Source organism: Desulfuromonas versatilis, from assembly GCF_019704135.1.
In the GTDB taxonomy this organism is placed as follows: Bacteria; Desulfobacterota; Desulfuromonadia; order Desulfuromonadales; family NIT-T3; genus Desulfuromonas_A; species Desulfuromonas_A versatilis.
Genome location: NZ_AP024355.1, coordinates 4,269,027 through 4,286,246 on the forward strand (window position 1 = coordinate 4,269,027; position 17,220 = coordinate 4,286,246).

At 68.4% G+C, this 17,220-nt stretch carries 10 protein-coding genes; 4 read left to right on the forward strand and 6 right to left on the reverse strand.

The features are described 5' to 3' along the window. Positions 1-195 precede the first annotated feature (195 nt). Positions 196-1,275, forward strand: a complete 1,080-nt coding sequence (locus DESUT3_RS19210; RefSeq protein ID WP_221250105.1) for a pyridoxal-phosphate-dependent aminotransferase family protein — start codon at positions 196-198, stop codon at positions 1,273-1,275. 166 nt (positions 1,276-1,441) lie between these two features. Here the strand turns inward: DESUT3_RS19210 and DESUT3_RS19215 are convergent, their stop codons facing one another. The 6 genes from DESUT3_RS19215 to glmU form a co-directional block, all read right to left on the reverse strand. After that, positions 1,442-2,908, reverse strand: a complete 1,467-nt coding sequence (locus DESUT3_RS19215; RefSeq protein ID WP_221250106.1) for a DUF4139 domain-containing protein — start codon at positions 2,906-2,908, stop codon at positions 1,442-1,444. A gap of 274 nt (positions 2,909-3,182) precedes the next feature. Further along, a complete protein-coding gene (locus DESUT3_RS19220; RefSeq protein ID WP_221250107.1) occupies positions 3,183-5,516 on the reverse strand; it encodes a tetratricopeptide repeat protein in 2,334 nt (777 codons plus the stop codon). Between the two features lie 356 nt (positions 5,517-5,872). Then, a complete protein-coding gene (locus DESUT3_RS19225; RefSeq protein ID WP_221250108.1) occupies positions 5,873-8,068 on the reverse strand; it encodes an ATP-dependent helicase in 2,196 nt (731 codons plus the stop codon). Further along, positions 8,061-9,869 (reverse strand): chloride channel protein, encoded by a 1,809-nt coding sequence (locus tag DESUT3_RS19230; RefSeq protein ID WP_225911569.1) that lies wholly within the window; start codon positions 9,867-9,869, stop codon positions 8,061-8,063. Before DESUT3_RS19230 ends, DESUT3_RS19225 begins: the two co-directional genes overlap by 8 nt. A 5-nt stretch (positions 9,870-9,874) precedes the next feature. After that, the gene (gene glmS, locus DESUT3_RS19235) at positions 9,875-11,704 is read right to left on the reverse strand and encodes a glutamine--fructose-6-phosphate transaminase (isomerizing) (RefSeq protein ID WP_221250109.1); all 1,830 of its coding nucleotides are present in this window, start codon (positions 11,702-11,704) and stop codon (positions 9,875-9,877) included. Positions 11,705-11,923: 219 nt separating this feature from the next. Continuing rightward, positions 11,924-13,312, reverse strand: a complete 1,389-nt coding sequence (gene glmU, locus DESUT3_RS19240; RefSeq protein ID WP_221250110.1) for a bifunctional UDP-N-acetylglucosamine diphosphorylase/glucosamine-1-phosphate N-acetyltransferase GlmU — start codon at positions 13,310-13,312, stop codon at positions 11,924-11,926. Positions 13,313-13,477: 165 nt separating this feature from the next. On the opposite strand from glmU, the gene DESUT3_RS19245 reads away from it, so the two are divergent. From DESUT3_RS19245 to DESUT3_RS19255, 3 genes are all read left to right on the forward strand, one after another. Next, positions 13,478-14,017: an MXAN_5187 C-terminal domain-containing protein gene (locus DESUT3_RS19245; protein ID WP_221250111.1), complete on the forward strand. Its 540-nt coding sequence runs from the start codon at positions 13,478-13,480 to the stop codon at positions 14,015-14,017. 14 nt (positions 14,018-14,031) lie between these two features. Continuing rightward, a complete protein-coding gene (locus tag DESUT3_RS19250; RefSeq protein ID WP_221250112.1) occupies positions 14,032-15,159 on the forward strand; it encodes a patatin-like phospholipase family protein in 1,128 nt (375 codons plus the stop codon). Positions 15,160-15,308: 149 nt separating this feature from the next. After that, positions 15,309-17,177, forward strand: coding sequence for a B12-binding domain-containing radical SAM protein (locus DESUT3_RS19255; protein ID WP_221250113.1), 1,869 nt, complete (start codon positions 15,309-15,311; stop codon positions 17,175-17,177). Positions 17,178-17,220 lie beyond the last annotated feature (43 nt).

Sequence of the window (17,220 nt, forward strand, 5' to 3'; positions counted from 1 at the left end):
TGTTTAGCTCTTTTGCCGAGTGCGTTGACAGCAAAAGGCAATAGATAGGGATAATGCGGAAATAGCCGATCAAAGCGGAAAAAAAGCAGTACCCGGTTTTGGTTTATAGAATCCGCCCTTATCCTGCCTTTTCAGACTCTTATCAGCGTTCAATTGCCTATTGGTTTGCTTTTCTCAACCCAGGAGCCTCTTTCCATGACCAAGAAACTCTACATCCCCGGCCCCGTCGAAGTCAGCCGCGACGTGTTCGAGGCGATGGCCGCGCCGATGATCGGCCACCGCATGAAGGAATACGCCGCGATCCACCAGCGCGTGACCGACGGGCTGAAGAAGATGCTCAACACCGCCGACCCGGTGTTCCTCTCGACCTCGAGCGCCTTCGGCGTGATGGAGGGGGCGGTGCGCAACCTGGTGCAGAAGCGCTGCGCCAACTTCGGCAACGGCGCCTTCAGCGGCAAGTGGCACGACGTCACCAAACGCTGCGGCCTGGAGGCCGACCGCTTCGACGCCGAATGGGGCCGGCCGGTCACCGCCGAGATGGTCGACCGGGCCCTGGCCACCGGCAAATACGACGCCATGACCCTGGTGCACAACGAGACCTCCACCGGGGTGCTGAGCCCGCTGGAGGAGATCGCCGCGGTGATGCGCAAGTACCCCGAGGTCAGCTTCATCGTCGACACCGTCTCCTCGATGAGCGCCGTGCCGCTCGACGTGACGGCGCTGGGCACCGACGTCTGCCTGGCCGGGGTGCAGAAGGCCTTCGGCCTGCCGCCGGGGCTGGCGGTGTTCGCCGTCTCGCGCCGGGCCCTGGACAAGGCGAAGACCACCCCCAACCGCGGCTATTACTTCGACTTCGAGGAGTTCGAGCAGAACGACCTCAAGCACAACACCCCGAGCACCCCCTGTATCAGCCTGATCTACGGCCTGGACCACCAGCTGCAGAAGTTCTTCGCCGAGGGGCTGGAGAAGCGCTACGCCCGCCACCGGGAGATGGCCGAGGCCACCCGCCAGTGGGTGCAGGCGCAGGGTTTTGCCCTGTTCGCCGCGCAAGGGGCCCGCTCGCTGACCCTGACCTGCGGCCAGAACGACGGCCGCACCGACCTCGAGCAGCTGAAGAAGCTCGCCGGCGAGCGCGGCTACGCCATCGACAACGGCTACGGCAAGATCAAGAACCAGACCTTCCGCATCCCCCACATGGCCGACATGACCCTGGCCGATTTGCAGGAGCTCTTCGACCTGCTCGAGGAGCTGCTGCCGCGGGTTAGGAAACCGTGACTGGGGAGGGGCCGTGACTTGTGGCTGGTGAGGGCACCCACAAGGGGTGCCCCTACAGTTGCGGCCGCCTCAGATCCGACCGATCGGTCCGATCCGACTGATCCGTCGGATTTGCGGCGGCCGCCCTTCTCCCTTCTCCCGCCTTGGGCACCCACAAGGGGTGCCCCTACAGTTTCACCCGCACCCTATACTCCAGCACCGCCTTCCCTTCCGCCGGCACCGGGATCTCCCAAACCGCCGTTCCTGCCGCCGGCTTGCGGTGGGGGTGGGACTCGCTGACCATCTCCCAGTCGCCGGGCATGGGTTCGGCCACCTTGACTGTCACCTGCTCGGGCTTGGCGTTTTTCAGCTCGATGCGGTAGGCGCTCTCGAAGATGTAGTTGTAGCGGCCGCTGCCGGCGAGCTTCTTGAAATCGGTCTGGGTCTTGTCGGCGGTGACGTCGAAGGCCTCGCCGAGCTTGAGACGCACCTTTTCGTTTTTCGGGGTGTGGTCGATGCGGTCCTCGCCGACGAACTGGGCGCCGCCGCTGCTGTCCTGCTTGTAGACGCGGACGATCCCCCGGGGCAGGGGCATGCCCAGGGAGGCCTGCTCGCGGTTCTCGAACTCGACGAAGACCCCCACCTTGAGCTTGCGGCCGAGCTCGCCGAAGCTGCCGCTGTAGTAGTAATCGCTCCCCTGCAGCAGCAGCTCCTTGGTCACCGGCACCCCGCTGGCGCCGAGCAGGGCGACCTGCTTGGTCTGGTTCTCGGCGATGGTGGTGGGCCGCTCCAGGGTGTAGAGGTGGTACTCGAAGAGGGCCTCCTCGGCCATCTTCGGCGCGGCGGCCTCGGCGGCCAGGGTCTGGAAGCGGGCGGCGGGGACCGGCCGCAGCTCATCGCGGGCCCGGTGCACGTCGCCGGCCACCAGCTGCAGGCGGGCCTGGCGGTAGGAGGTGCCGCTGCGGTTGGTGAGGGTCACCCACCCCGAGAGGTCCAGCTGGTCGTCGGCGGGGCTGAGTTCGGCCACGTAGTCGGCCTGCCAGGAGAGCCCGCCGGTCAGGTAGGCGAGCTCGAGCTGCTGAGGCCGCTCGCTGCCGCTGTTGAGCCGGGTGACCAGGGTCGGCCGGTCGCGCAGGTTGGCGGGGACGTCGGGGTAGACCAGGCGCCCGGGGATGCCGGTCTCGATGCGCTCGCCGATCTGCAGCACCACCCCGCCGGCGGCGGCCAGCACCCGCGCCTCTTCGAAGCGCTCCGCGCCGGTCTGGGGGTGGCTGCGTACCACCTGCACGCTGCGCCCGACGTATTTCTCCAGCAGTTTCTGCGGGGTGAGCAGGTCGAAGTCGAAGTTCTGCTCCACCAGGAAAAACCCCTCGGGGTGGCTGAGGCTGCGCAGCAGGGCCGTCTCGGGGCGGATCAACGCGCTCACCTCGCGAAACGCCAGCAGGTTCTCCCCCTTGTCCAGGACGACCCGGCGCTGGTCCCTGACCAGGGCCAGGTCCTCGTTGTAGATGGTCACCGCCACCTGCTGTTGGTCCTCCAGGGTGGTGCGCTTCTCCTGCAGCCCGGATCCCGACTGCTGGGCAAACGCGCCCCCCGCCGCAAGGCAGGCCAGCAACAGGGAATGAAAAAGCATCTTGAAAAACTGCCTGGTCATAACCTACTCCCGTCAAAAAACTTGATTGAAGGAAAATCCCAAAACCCGGAAACCCTTTCACCACAGAGGGCACAGAGTTCACAGAGAAAGACCAAGGGCTCGAGGTTTTCTCTGTGTCCTCTGTGACCTCTAGTTAGCAAAGCGAACGAGTGGTAAAAGCCTTTTCAGTAAGAGTATCCCCAAGCCGAAAAAAACAAAGCCGGACCGCAGAAAACGTCTGCAAGCCCGGCTTTTCACTAATTACTCATCACGGTTTACTGATTACTCGCCGTTCTCACTCCCCCGCCACCCGATTGGCCACGTCGCGCCAGGCGCGGCTGAGGATTTTCAGATAACTCTCCCGGGCCAGGTGGAGATCCCCGCCCCAGGCGGCGATCTGGCCCTGGGCGCGCAGGATGCCGGGGTCATCCGGGTCGAGGTCGAGGGCCCGGCGCAGCGCCGAGACGGCCGCCTGCAGCTGCCCGTTCACCGAGTGGGCCTGGGCCAGCTGCAGGTAAATGGGGACCTCCTGGGGGGCCTGGCTGAGCGCCCAGAGCAGCGAGAGCGCCGCCTCGTGGGGCCGCCCCAGCATGGCCTGGATGTCGGCGACCCGCCGCCACAGCTCGGTGCGGCCGGGCTCGGACTGCAGGGCCCGCTGGTAGACCAGGATGGCGTCCTCCCAGCGCCCGTCCATCTCCGCGCGGATCCCCTGGGGCGGCAGGGCCTCGCCGACGGCGCTCAGCAGGGGCGGCTGCGGCGCGCTCACCCGCGCCGGAACGGCCGGGGCCGGCTGGGCAGCGGGGGCGGCCGCGGTCCGGGTCGGGGTCGGCGCCGCCGGGGCGGCCGCCACCGGCGGATAGGGCATGGGCGGAGGCACCGCCAGCTTGGGCAGGGTGACGGCCTGGGGCGCCGCGGCCTGGGTGGCGGCGGGCCGGGCGCTCCGGGTGGGGGCGGCGGCGCTGCGCACCGGGGCCGGCGCGGCGGGCCGGCGCACCTCGCGCGGGGCGCTGGCGGCCACCCGGGCCGGGGTAGGCTTGGCCGGGGCCGCCACCGGCGGGGCCAGCTTGCTGACCCCGGCATCGGCGAGCAGCTGCCGGCCGGCGGGCTGGTCGTCGAGGCCGAGCAGCGCCTTCTGGGTCTTCTCCAGGTAGCCGGGCCTGGGAGCCGGGCCGGAGACCACCAGCCGGGCCGGGGTGCTCTTGGCCGCCGGGGTCAGGCCGGCCAGGGGGAAGACCTTGCCGATGGGCTGGCGGCGGACGAAATCCTCTTCGAGAACCGCCAGGTCGACCTCGCGGTAGAGGCTGACCCAGTCGAACAGCACCTTGTCGGAGGCGAACATGCGCACCGCCACCGGCTCGCCGAGCTGCTCGCCGAGCAGCCCCGCCAGCCGCCGGGCCTGGGCTTCGCGGCCGAACAGGGGATCGCTGGTGGCGACGCCGAGGGTGGTCTGCGCCGGTTTTGCGGCCGGTTTCGCCGCGGTTTTCGCGGCCGGGCTCGGGCGCCTCGCCGGCTGCGCCGCAGCGCTGACGGGGCGGGACGGCGCGCTCGGACGGGCCGCGGGCGCGGCCGGGGCCTTGGCGGTAACGACGGCGGCCGTGGGCGAGGGTTCGGCGAAGCGGCCGATCCCCAGGGCGCTCAGGACCCCGGAGCCGCCGGCGCTGTGCGGCATGTCGAGCAGCGCCTTCTGCACCCTGGTCTTGAACGCGGCCGGCTTGGCCTCGCTGGTGACCACCCGGGACAGGGGCTCGCCGGCGGCCTGCGGGCCGTGGACATCGGCCAGGGGGTAGAGCCGCACGATCTGCCGGCGGTTCAGGTAATTGGTGGAGAGCAGGGCCAGGTCGAGCTCGCGGTAGATCCCGACCCAGTCGTAGAGGGTCTGTTCATCGGGCAGGACGCGGACCTTGACCGGTTCGCCGAGGTGCTGCTGCAGGTAGTCGGCCAGTCGCCGGGCTTCGGCTTCCGAGCCGACGGGGGGCACCGAGCGGGCGATGCCCAGGGAGAGCGCCGCAGCAGCGGCCGGGCGCTGGGTGGCGGGCGCCGGGCGCGCGGCAGGCCGGGGGGCCGGGGGGGCGGCGCTGGGACGCGGGGTGGGGCGCGGCCTGGCCGCGGCCGGCGCCGGACGGGCCGCCGCCGGGGGAGCCGCCGCGGCGGCCACCGCGGTGCCCCGGGGCACGGCGAAACGGGCGACCCCGAATTCGCCGAGCAGGCGCACGCCGTCGGGGTCGTCGTCCATGCCGCGCAGCACCCGGCCGAGCTTCTCGAGGGTCGCGGCGCTGGCCGCGGGGTCGCCGACGAAAGCGCCGGCGGAGGCGCCGCCGGCCTGCTCGAGCTCGGCGAGGCGGATGAACTCGCCGGTGGGCTGGCCGCGCAGGAAGGCCTCGCTGAACAGGGCGAAATCGACCTGCCGGTGGACCTTGACCCACTGGCGCAGCTCCTGCTCGTCGGCCACCACCTGGATGACCACCGGCTCGCCGAGCCGCTTCTCGAGGTAGGCGTCAAAGCGCAGGGCGAGCGGTTCGGTGCGGATCAGGGGATTGACGACGGCGAGTCCGAAGGTGATTTCCGCCAGGGCCGGGACGGCGGTCCCCAGCGACAGCAGGATCAGCAGAGCGAACAGCCTGATTCTCATAACCCTCCTGGAAGCCTGATCCCGGCGCCAAAGCCCGGGGACGCGGGAAAAAACCCGCTCGGCATGACAAACCAACCGGCAGCCAGCAGCGCCGGCCCGGCAAACCCAGCCCCTACTTTAGCAGATCAAGGAAAAAAATCATTAAAAATCTGGCATTTCGGGGAGGCTGGGATTCGTAAAGGGCCCAGGCAACGCCGGAGCGTGGCCAGGGGCGGGCAGTGCGGCCGCGTCGGATCAGTCGGATCGGGCGCGGCCGCAATTGCCGGGGCACCCTGGTGGGTGCCCCGGCCAGTCACGGCCTTCAAGCCTTTCCGGGTCACGAGTCACGGCCCCTCACCAGTCACGGCCCCTAAGCCCTACGCCGGCTCCAGCCCGGCGAACTTGAGCAGCAGCTTCTTGGGACCGACGCTGCGGAAGTAGACGGTGACCTTGGTGTTGTCGCCGCTCCCCTCGAGGCGCCGCACCACGCCGACGCCGAACTTGACGTGGCGCACCTGGGTGCCGATGCGCAGCCCCTCCTCGGCGTCGGGGACCACCCGCACCTCCTCCTCGAAGGCGGGCTCGTCCTCTTCCTCGAAGGGGGAGGGTTCGAACTGCTCGAAGATCGAGGCCAGGTTGTGCGTCGCCGCCTTCTGCAACGCGGGGGGCTCCTCGCCGGCCAGGGCCTCGCGGGGGATCTCGGCGAGGAAGCGGCTGGGCGGGTTGAACTGGAAGTCGCCGTAGACGCGCCGGCGCCGGGCGTGGGTCAGGTAGAGCTTCTCCATGGCCCGGGTCATGCCGACGTAGCACAGGCGCCGCTCCTCTTCGACCTCGGCGCCGCCGTCGCCGGAGCGCGAATGGGGGAACAGCCCCTCCTCCATGCCGGTCATGAACACCACCGGGAACTCCAGCCCCTTGGCGGCGTGCAGGGTCATCAGGGTGACCCGGTCGAGGCTGGCGTCGTAAGAGTCGAGGTCGGTGATCAGGGCCACCTGCTCCAGGTAGTCCTGCAGGGTCCCCTCGCTGCCGTAGTGCTCCTCCATCCCCGCCAGCAGCTGCTCGAGGTTCTCCATCCGCCCCTGCGCCTCCTCGGTGCGCTCCTCGCGCAGCCGCGGGCCGTAGCCGCTCTCCTCGATGAGCTCGGCGGTCAGCTGCGGGTAGGGGGTGCGTTCGAGCCGCCTGGTGAAATCCTCCATCAGGGCGACGAAGGCCTCGACCTTGGCGGCGGCCGCGCCCTTCAGTTCCCCGGCGTCGAGGGCCATCCGGCAGGCGCCGAGAAAGCCCCCGGCCCGCTCCTCGAATTCGGCGATGCGGCCGACGGTGGTGGCGCCGATGCCCCGCGCCGGGACGTTGACGATGCGCCGCGCCGAGAGGGAGTCGGCCGGGTTGGTCAGCACCCGCAGGTAGGCGAGGATGTCCTTGATCTCCTGGCGCATGTAGAACTTGACGCCGCCGAACATCACGTAGGGCAGCCCCTGGCCGCGCAGGGCCTCCTCCAGGGAGCGGGACTGGGCGTTGGTGCGGTAGAACACGGCCACGTCGCGCAGGTGGCGCCCGGACTGCCGGAGCCGGGCGATCTCGGCGGCGACGAAGCGGGCCTCCTCCTGGTCGTCGGGGAGCGGCTCGAGGGTGATCTTCTCCCCCTGGGGGTTCTCCGTCCACAGGGTCTTGCCCTTGCGGCCGAGGTTTTTGGCCACCACCTCGCCGGCCGCCTCGAGGATGGTGCGGGTCGAGCGGTAGTTCTGCTCGAGGCGGATGGTGGTGCAGCCGGGGTAGTCGCGCTCGAAGCCGAGGATGTTGCCGATCTCGGCGCCGCGCCAGGCGTAGATCGACTGGTCGTCGTCGCCGACCACGCAGAGGTTGCCGTGCCCCCCGGCCAGCTGGTGGATGAGCCGGTACTGGACCTGATTGGTGTCCTGGAACTCGTCGACGTGGAGGTAGCGGAAGCGCCGCCGGTACTTCTCCAGCACCTCGGGGTGGGCGTCGAACAGCCGCACGGTGAGCAGCAGCAGGTCGCCGAAGTCGAGGGCGTTGGCCTGCTGCAGCCGCTTCTGGTAGAGGGCGTAGACCTTGGCGGTCAGCTCGGCGTAGTAGTCGCCGGTGTCGAGCTGTTCGGGGAGCAGCCCCTTGTTCTTGGCTCCGTCGATGGCCCAGGCCGCGGCCCGCGGCTTGAGGGTCTTCTCGGAGATCTGCAACTCGGCCAGCACCTGCTTGAGCATCCGCTCCTGGTCCTGGTCGTCGTAGATGGTGAAATCGGAGGAGTAGCCGAGCACGGCGATCTCGCGGCGCAGGATGCGCACGCAGCTGGCGTGGAAGGTGGCCACCCAGGGGGGCTCGGACTCGCCGAGCAGGCGCTCGAGGCGCTCCTTCATCTCGGCGGCGGCCTTGTTGGTGAAGGTCACGGCGAGGACCTGCCAGGGGGGTACCCCGCACTGCTGGATCAGCCAGGCGACCCGGTGGGTCAGGGTGCGGGTCTTGCCCGAGCCGGCCCCGGCGAGGATCAGCAGCGGGCCCTCGGTGGTGGTCACCGCCTGGCGCTGCGGGGGGTTGAGGCCCTTGAGCAGCTTACTCATCGGCGTCCTCCAGGCTGCGGCTCATCAGCACCTTGTTGTAGGCCGAAACCATGTCCCGGCGGGAGATGATGCCGAGCAGGATGCGGTGGGTCTCCCGGTCGACCACCGGCAACTGCTCGATGTTGCGGTAGCCGATCTTGCGCATGGCCTGGTCGAGATCCTCGTCGACGTGGGCGGTGATGACCTTTTCGGTGGCCAGCTCCTTGACCACCACCAGGTCCATCAGGTCGCGCTCGAACACCACCCCCATGAAATCCTGCACCGAGATGATGCCGGTCAGCTCCCCGCCGGCATCGACCAGGGGGAAGTTGGTGTGCTTGGTCTGCTCGATGAACTCGGCGAACTGGCCGAGGGTCATGCTCTCCGGAATGGTTTCGACATCGCGCACCATCACCTCGCCGACTTTCAGCGATTTCATGATGTTGCGCTCCTTGCCGGACTCCAGGTCGATGCCGGCGCGGGTCAGTTCGAAGGTTTCCAGGCTGTCCTTCTTGAAGCGGCGGGCCATGGCGGTGCCGATGACGCAGGTCAGCATGATCGGGATGATGACCTCGTAGCTGTCGGTGATCTCGAACAGCAGGAAGATGGCGGTCATCGGCGAGTGGGTGGCGGCGGCCAGAAAGGCCCCCATGCCGACCAGGGCGTAGGCCCCCGGGGCGATGCCCGCCGAGGGGAACAGCTGCGCCAGCAGGTGGCCGAAGCTGCCGCCGGCCACCGCGCCGAGAAACAGGCAGGGGGCGAACAGCCCGCCGGGCAGCCCCGAACCGAGGGTGATGGAGGTGGCCACGGCCTTGGCCAGCACCACCGCGGCGAGCAGGTACCAGGTCGGCTGGTACCAGGTCTGGTCGCCGAGCAGGACAGTTTCGATGAACTCGTAGCCGTTGCCGAAGACCTGGGGGAAGACCACGCCGATGAGCCCGACCACCAGCCCGCCGAGCACCGGCTTGGCGAGCCGGTGGACCTTGATGGCGTCGATGCGGTCCTTGATGCGGAAGTGGGTGTCGATGAAGGCGGCCGCCAGAGCGCCGATGATCAGCCCGAGCAGCACGTAGAGACCGAATTCCCAGAAGCTGTGCACGGCGTAATGGGGGGCGTAGATCTCCGAGATGTTGCCGAGCAGCGCGCGGGAGACCACGGTGGCCATGCCGCTGGCGATGACGATGGAGGTGAAGCTGGAAAGCTCGAAGGCCGACAGCAGGACGATCTCCTGGGCGAAGAAGACCCCGGCGATGGGCGCGTTGAAGGTGGCCGCCACCCCGGCGGCGGCGCCGCAGGCGACCAGCACCTTGAGACGGTCGCCGCTCATCTTGAACATCTGCCCGAACTGGGAGCCGATGGCGCCGCCGATGGCGGCGATGGGCCCTTCCTGCCCGGCGCTGCCGCCGGTGCCCAGGGTGATGGCGGAGGCGAAGCCGCGGGTGAAGATCGGCCGCAGGGGCAGCTTGGCGCCGCGCAGGTTGACCCGTTCGAGAAAACCGGCGAAGCCCCCCTTGAGGTCCTGGCCGAACCAGTGCCAGAGGGGGACCATCAAAATGCCGCCAACGGCCGGGAAAAAGATCACCGCCAGCCGCGACAGGCTCCACTCCTGCAGCGAGAACCCGAGCAGGTGTTCCCCCTGCTCGAAGACCCCCCAGTGGACGAACTCGATGGTCTTGCGAAAAGCGTAATTGCCCAATCCGCCCAGCAGGCCGATGAGGACCGCCAGGATGATCAGAAAGGTGTTTTCGCTGACGTGGAAATAGCCCGGCAGGCTGGCCGTGAACTGGCGCAGCCTTTTAGCGGAAATTCGTACTGCAGACAAGAAAATTACTCCACGGTTACGCTCTTGGCCAGGTTACGGGGCTGATCGACGTCGGTCCCCTTGAGTACGGCGATATGGTAGGCGAGCAGTTGCATGGGAATCGAGGTGAGCACCGGCATCAGCTCGTCGATGATCTTCGGCAGCATGAACACCGCGTCGGACTTCTCGGTCAGCCCCGGGTCGGTGTGATCGGTCACGGCGATGACCCGGCCGCCGCGGGCGTGGACCTCCTCGAGGTTGGAGATGACCTTTTCGAAGGTGTCGTTGTGCGGCACCACGACCACCACCGGCAGGTTCTCGTCGATCAGGGCGATGGGCCCGTGCTTCATCTCGCCGGCGGGGTAGCCCTCGGCGTGGATGTAGGAGATCTCCTTGAGCTTGAGCGCCCCCTCCAGGGCGATGGGGTACTGGTTGCCGCGGCCCAGGTAGAGAAAGTCGCGGGCCCCCATGTACTCGCGGGCGGCCTGTTCGATGGCGCCGTCCAGCTCGAGGGCCGCCTCGACCTTGCGCGGCAGGGTGACCAGGGCGTCGAGCATGGCGCGCCCCTGGGCCTGGTCGAGGGTGCCGCGCACCCGCCCGAGGTGGACGGCGAACAGGAACAGGGCGACCAGCTGGGTGGTGAAGGCCTTGGTGGAGGCGACGCCGATCTCCGGGCCGGCGTGGGTGTAGATCACCCCGTGGCTCTCGCGGGCGATGGAGGAGTCGACCACGTTGCAGATGGCGGCAACCTTGCCCCCCTTGCCCCTGGCCTCGCGCAGGGCGGCCAGGGTGTCGGCGGTCTCGCCGCTCTGGCTGATGAGCAGGGTCAGGGTCCGCTCGTTGACGATGGGGTCGCGGTAGCGGAACTCGCTGGCGATATCCACCTCCACCGGCACCCGGCAGTGCTTCTCGATGAGGAACTTGCCGACCAGGGCGGCGTGCCAGGAGGTGCCGCAGGCGATGATGAAGACCTTCTCCATCGCGGCGAGTTCCGTGGCGCTCAAATCCAGCCCCTCGAGGTAGACCTCGCCCTTCTCCTCGAGCACCCGGCCGGCGATGGTGTCGGCGATGGCCCGGGGCTGCTCGTAGATCTCCTTGAGCATGAAGTGCTTGTAGCCCCCCTTCTCGGCCATCAGCGGCGACCAGTCGATGGTCTTGGCCGCCTTCTCCAGGGGAGTGCCGGCCAGGTTGCTGAAGCGCATGGCGCCGTTCTCGAAGACCACCATCTCGCCGTCCTCGAGGAAGATCATCTCGCGGGTGTGGGAGAGCATGGCGGGGATGTCCGAGGCGACGAAGGACTCGCCTCGCCCCTTGCCCACCACCAGCGGCGAACCGAGCTTGGCGGCGATCAGCTTGCCCGGCTCCTGCTCGCAGAGGATGGCCACCGCGTAGGCCCCGCGCACCTCGCCCAGGGCACGGCGCACCGCGGCTTCGAAGTCGCGGGTCTGCTTGTGGTGCTCCTCGATGAGGTGGGCGATGATCTCGGTGTCGGTCTCCGAGGTAAAGCGGTGCCCCTGGGAGCGCAGCCGCTCCTTGAGCGCCAGGTAGTTCTCGATGATGCCGTTGTGCACCACCACGATGCCGCCGGCGTAGTGGGGGTGGGCGTTGATCTCCGAGGGGCGGCCGTGGGTCGCCCAGCGGGTGTGGCCGATGCCGCAGCTGCCGGAAACGGGTTTCTCGCCGAGCAGCTTCTCCAGGTTGACCAGCTTGCCCTGGGCGCGGCGGATATCGATCTTGCCGCCGTCGAGGGTGGCGATCCCCGCCGAGTCATAGCCCCGGTACTCCAGGCGCCGCAGACCGTCGATGATGATGGGGGTGGCGTCCTGCGCGCCGATGTAGCCTACGATACCGCACATATCTATCTATCAATCCTCAAATGGTTAGGAACCCTGTAGGGGCGAACCTGCGTGTTCGCCCTTGGGCTGTAGGGGCGAACCTGCGTGTTCGCCCTTGGGCTGTAGGGGCGAACCTGCGTGTTCGCCCTTGGGCTTTTCTCGACCAGGGCAGACACGCAGGTCTGCCCCTACCATTGATGACCGGACCAGGGCAGACACATAGGTCTGCCCCTACCCTATTTATGATTTCTTCTTGCTTTTCTTATGCTTGAGGCTCCACCCCGGGATGATCTTCTGTTCGGCCCGGGAGAGGGCCAGGGCGTCGGCGGGGACGTCCTTGGTGATGGTCGAGCCGGCGGCGATCAGGCTGTTGCGGCCGATGCGCACCGGGGCGACGAACTGGGTGTCGCTGCCGACGAAGACGTCGTCCTCGATGATGGTCTTGTGCTTGTTGACCCCGTCGTAGTTGCAGGTGATGGTGCCGCAGCCGATGTTCACCCCGCGGCCCAGCTCGGCGTCGCCGATGTAGGTGAGGTGGCTGGCCTGGGAGCCCTGGCCGATAACCGACTTCTTGGTCTCGACGAAGTTGCCGATCTTGTTGTGCCCGGCCAGCACGGTGCCGGGGCGCAGGTGGGCCATGGGGCCGACGGCGCAGTGGTCGCCGAGCTGCGCTTCGCTGAGCACCGAGCCGGCCTTGAGATGCGCCCCCTCGCCGATGCTGCAGTCGCTGACCACCACCCCCGGCTCGACGATGCAGCCGGCACCCAGCCGGGTGCGGCCGCGCAGGTGGGCGCCGGGGTGGATCACCGTGTCGGGACCGATCTCCACCTGCGGCTCGATGTAGGCCGCCGCCGGGTCGACCAGGGTGACCCCGGCGCGCATGTGCGCCTCGTTGATCCGCTGGCGCATCAGGGCGCCGGCCCGGGCCAGCTGCACCCGGTCGTTGATCCCCATGGCCTCCTCGGCATCGCCGGCGACCAGGGCGCAGACCTTGCGCCCGGCGGCGCGGGCCGCCGCGACCACGTCGGTCAGGTAGTACTCGCCCTGGGCGTTGTCCCGCCCGACCCCGCGCAGCGCCTCGAAGACGAAGGGCGCCTCGAAGGCGTAGATGCCGGTGTTGATCTCGCGGATCGCCTTCTCCCCGGCAGCGGCGTCCTTCTCCTCGACGATGCGCAGCACCGCCTCGCCGTCGCGCACGATGCGCCCGTAGCCGGTGGGGTCGGCCATCTCGGCGGTCAGCACGGTGACCGCGGCCTGCTGGGCGGCGTGGTAGTCGAGCAGCCGCTCGAGGGTCTCGCGGCGCAGCAGGGGCACGTCCCCGCAGAGCAGCAGCAGGGTGCCGGAGAAGCCCTCCAGCTCCGGCTCGGCGCAGAGCAGGGCGTGGCCGGTGCCGAGCTGCTCGGCCTGCAGGGCGAAGCGCAGCTGTTCGTCCGCCAGGGCTTCGCGGACCGCCTCGGCCTCGTGGCCCACCACCAGCACCGCCGGGGCGGCGCCCAGTCCGCGGGCCAGCCGAGCGGGAAACAGCGCCATCGGCTGCCCGGCGACTTCGTGCAGCACCTTGGGCAGCTGCGACTTCATTCGGGTCCCCTTGCCCGCGGCAAGGATGACGGCGGCCAGGTTCGGTTTCATAGGGACAGATCCTCGTGCAATCAGCTGGTTGAAAAAAAATGCTTAATTATCCCGAAAAGGCCCGGGGGAGTCAAGGAATATGCCCCCGCCGTCGAGGGGGGCGCCGATTTTGTTTTTGCATAAGAAATAACATATCAGTATTATTAAGCTTCAATGGAGGGTGCTATGAGCGAACGCAAGGACCTCGGCCGTGAGTTGTCCCGCATCGAGCAGGACCTCAAGGAGCTGGAAATCCTTTACGAGCAGTATTTCGCCGGGGTGGAAAAACGCGAACCGGTCAAGCAGCGCGACGGGCTCGCCCAGCGCCTGCGCCACTTCACCAACCGCCGCATCACCCAGACCGACCTGCGCTTTCGCTACCAGACCCTCGCCGCTCGCTTCCACAGCTACGCCACCTACTGGGACCGCATCCTGCGCCAGATCGACGAGGGGCGCTACGTCCGCCAGCAGGCGCCGAAAGTTCCCGTGCCCGCCCCGGCTGCCGCGCCGAGCGGCGACGAAACCGAGGCCATCTACCGGGAGCTGCTGCTGGCCCGCCAGGCCTGCAACCTGAAAACCACCACCCTGGACCGCGAGCAGGTGTCCCGCTTCATCGAGCAGCAGCGGGAAAAAATCCGCGAAAAATTCGGCGACCGGGCGGTGGAATTCCGCGTGGTGACCGAAGACGGCAAGCCCAAGATCAAGGTCCGGGCGAAAAAATCTTGAACGGCAGGCCTCCCATGCCCCCCAAGCGCAGCAAAACAGCCCTGGTACTGGCCGGCGGCGGCATCATGGGCGCCGCTTACGAGATCGGCTGCCTGACCGCCCTCGACCGGCTGTTTGCGCCCGGCTTCAGCTCCCGGCGCTTCGACATCTACGTCGGGGTCAGCGCCGGTTCGGTCATCGCCGCGCTGGTGGCCAGCCGCATCGCCCCCGAGGGGCTGTTCAAGGCCATCGCCAACGAGGAGCAGAGCGTCTTCAATTTCGGCCGCTCGGACATCTACCGCCTGGACTACCGGGCCATGTTCTCCTCCTTCCGCCGGGTGGCCGGCAACCTGTTCAAGATCATGCGCAAATACCGGCGCAGCCGCTGGTCGCTCTCATTCGCCGACGCCCTGCACATCCTCCAGGAGCAGTTCCCCGCGGGGCTGTTCTCCCTCGAACCGATGCAGCAGTACCTCTGCCAGTCCTTCCGCAAGGAGGGGATCCTCGACGACTTCAACCTGATCCAGAACGAGCTGTACATCCCCGCCTACGACCTGGACCGGGGCCACCGGGTGGTTTTCGGCAGCGAGGGGTACCGCGACGTGCACATCTGCCAGGCGATCACCGCCTCCTGCGCCATCCCCTATTTTTTCCGCCCCCCGAGAATCGGCGACAGCCACTACATGGACGGCTCCATCGGCCGGGTCAGCCACATCGACGTGGCCATCGAGAAGGGGGCCCGGCTGGTGGTGCTGGTCAACCCCCGCGTGCCGATGGACAACGACCGGGAGCGCTCCTGCCTCCCCTCCATGTCCTACGGCAAGTGTTCGAGCATCGCCGAGTTGGGCATCTCCTACGCCTGGGAGCAGTCGCGGCGCATCGAGAACAAGGAAAAGCTCGACCTGGCCCTCGACGGCTACCGGCGCAAGCACCCCGAGGTGGACATCCTGCTCATCGAGCCGGGCTGCGAGGAGTCGGTGCTGTTCTTCCAGAGCCCCATGAGCCACACGGCCCGCCACCATATCATGAACTACGGCTACCACCTCACCCTGGGCCAGCTGCGCAGCCGCTTCGCCGAGTTCAGCGAGGTCTTCGAGCGCCACGGCATCCAGGTCAGCGACCGCAACCTGGCCGCGCCGCCGCCCGCCGAGGTGAGCGGTTAGGGGCTTGCCGGGCGGTCGGAACCGACCGAAGGGACCAAAAGGACTAAAGGGACCCAAGGGACCAGTTAAACCAGTTAAACCAGTTAAACCAGTTAAACCAGTTAAACTAGTTAAACCATGCCCCCCCCCCGATCCCGAGGACGCCGACCATGAACATCGCCCTGGCCACCCTGCACGCCAACCGCTCCGCCCAGGCGGTCCCCCTGGCCGCCGCCTGCCTGGCCGCCGCGCTCCCCGAGGGGCTGCGCCGCAAGACCAGGCTGGTCGACCTGTATCCGGACCAGGACCAGGAGGCGATGGTCCGGGCCCTGCTCGCCGCGAACCCGCAGCTGGTCGCCTTCTCCCTCTACGTCTGGAACCGCGAGGCGCTGCTGGCCCTGGCCCGCCGCCTGCGCCGGGAGCGCCCCGCGCTGCGCCTGGTGGCCGGCGGCCCCGAGGCGACCACCGACCCCGCGGGGGTGCTGCGCGACGGGGATCTGGACGCGGTCATCCGCGGCGAGGGCGAGGCGAGCTTCCGCGAACTGGTGGAGGCCCTGGAGCAGGGCCCGCTGCGGGTGGCGCCGGCGGGGGTCACCCTGAACACCCCCGAGGGGCCGGTCGCCGGGCCGGAGCGCGCCCCCGCCGAGGACCTGGACGCCCTCGCCTCCCCCTGGCTCAGCGGGGTGCTGACGCCCCCGGCCGGGGGCGGCGTGCTCTGGGAGGTCTCCCGCGGCTGCCCCTTCGCCTGCGATTTCTGCTTCGACGCCCGCGGCAGCCGGGGGGTGCGGCATATCGGCGAAAAGCGCCTGGTGGCCGAACTCAAGCTGTTCGCCCGGGCCCGGGTCGGCCAGGTCTGGGTGCTCGACTCGACCTTCAATTTCCCCCCGGAGCGGGGCAAGAACCTGCTGCGGCTGCTGGCCCGGCACGCCCCCCAGGTCCATTTTCACCTGGAGGCCAAGGCGGATTTTCTCGACCGGGAGACCGCCAGGCTGCTTGCCGACACCCCCTGCTCGGTGCAGATCGGGCTGCAGTCGGCCCGCCCCGAGGTACTGCGCAACATTCACCGCAACCTGGACCTGGCGGCCTTCGGCCGCCGGCTGCAGCAGCTCGGCGCCGAGGGGGTGACCTTTGGCCTCGACCTGATCTACGGCCTGCCGGGCGACGATCACCAGGGTTTTCGCCACAGCCTGAACACCGCGCTGGGCTTCGCCCCCAACCACCTGGACATGTTCGCCCTGGCGGTGCTGCCCGGCACCCCCCTGCACCGCGACCGGGAGCGTTTCGGCATCGTCGCCGAGGAGCAGCCCCCCTACCGGGTCCTGGGCAGCGCCAGCTGCCCGCCCGCCGACCTGGAACGCAGCCGCAGCCTGGCCGCGGCCGCCGACCTGTTTTACAACGTCGGCCGGGCGGTGGCATTTTTCCCCGCCCTGCTCAAGGCCACCGGGACCCAGCCGGCGGAGTTTCTCGAAGGGTTCGCCGAGTGGGCCCTGGGCCCGGGCGGGGTGGAGTCCTCCCGCTTCCTGGATGCCCTGCCGTGGAAGCCCGCCGCAGTGCTGGCGCTCCAGGAGGGCTACGTCACCGAACGCCTGCGCCGCGCCGGGCGCGAGGAGCTGGTCCCGGCGGCCCTCGACCTGATGCGCTACCATTTCCACTACGCCGAGACCCTGCTCGGCCCCGAGACCCTCCCCCTGAAGGGGAAAACCCCGCGCGGCCAGCAGCTGTGGAACACTCCGCTGCGTACCGCCGGTTCGTTGCGCCTGGTGCCGTTCAACTATGAGATACTCGAGATGGTTGAGCTGGGGGACATCGACCTGGCGGAGCTGGCCGCCATGTTCCGCCCGGTGGGTTCGATGGTGCTCTTCGTGCGGCGGGGGGACCAGGTGTTCTGCGAGTCGCTGGTGGAGGACTTTGCCCGGCTGCTCGGCGGCTGTCAAAAAAAGAGAGCGCCGAAGGAGATCTTCGGCGCCAGCCTTTCCAGCCGCGAAGGCGCCGAAATCGTCGAGTTCGCCGTGGCGGAGGGGTTTTTGGTGAGGGGCTAGGGCCGTGGGCCGTGGGCCGTAAAACGTAATGGGTAATGGGTAA

Coding starts and splice junctions, on each gene's coding strand:
- DESUT3_RS19210 (WP_221250105.1), top strand. CDS start 196: ATGACCAAGAAACTCTACATCCCCGGCCCCGTCGAAGTCAGCCGCGAC.
- DESUT3_RS19215 (WP_221250106.1), bottom strand. CDS start 2,908: ATGACCAGGCAGTTTTTCAAGATGCTTTTTCATTCCCTGTTGCTGGCC.
- DESUT3_RS19220 (WP_221250107.1), bottom strand. CDS start 5,516: ATGAGAATCAGGCTGTTCGCTCTGCTGATCCTGCTGTCGCTGGGGACC.
- DESUT3_RS19225 (WP_221250108.1), bottom strand. CDS start 8,068: ATGAGTAAGCTGCTCAAGGGCCTCAACCCCCCGCAGCGCCAGGCGGTG.
- glmS (WP_221250109.1), bottom strand. CDS start 11,704: ATGTGCGGTATCGTAGGCTACATCGGCGCGCAGGACGCCACCCCCATC.
- glmU (WP_221250110.1), bottom strand. CDS start 13,312: ATGAAACCGAACCTGGCCGCCGTCATCCTTGCCGCGGGCAAGGGGACC.
- DESUT3_RS19245 (WP_221250111.1), top strand. CDS start 13,478: ATGAGCGAACGCAAGGACCTCGGCCGTGAGTTGTCCCGCATCGAGCAG.
- DESUT3_RS19250 (WP_221250112.1), top strand. CDS start 14,032: ATGCCCCCCAAGCGCAGCAAAACAGCCCTGGTACTGGCCGGCGGCGGC.
- DESUT3_RS19255 (WP_221250113.1), top strand. CDS start 15,309: ATGAACATCGCCCTGGCCACCCTGCACGCCAACCGCTCCGCCCAGGCG.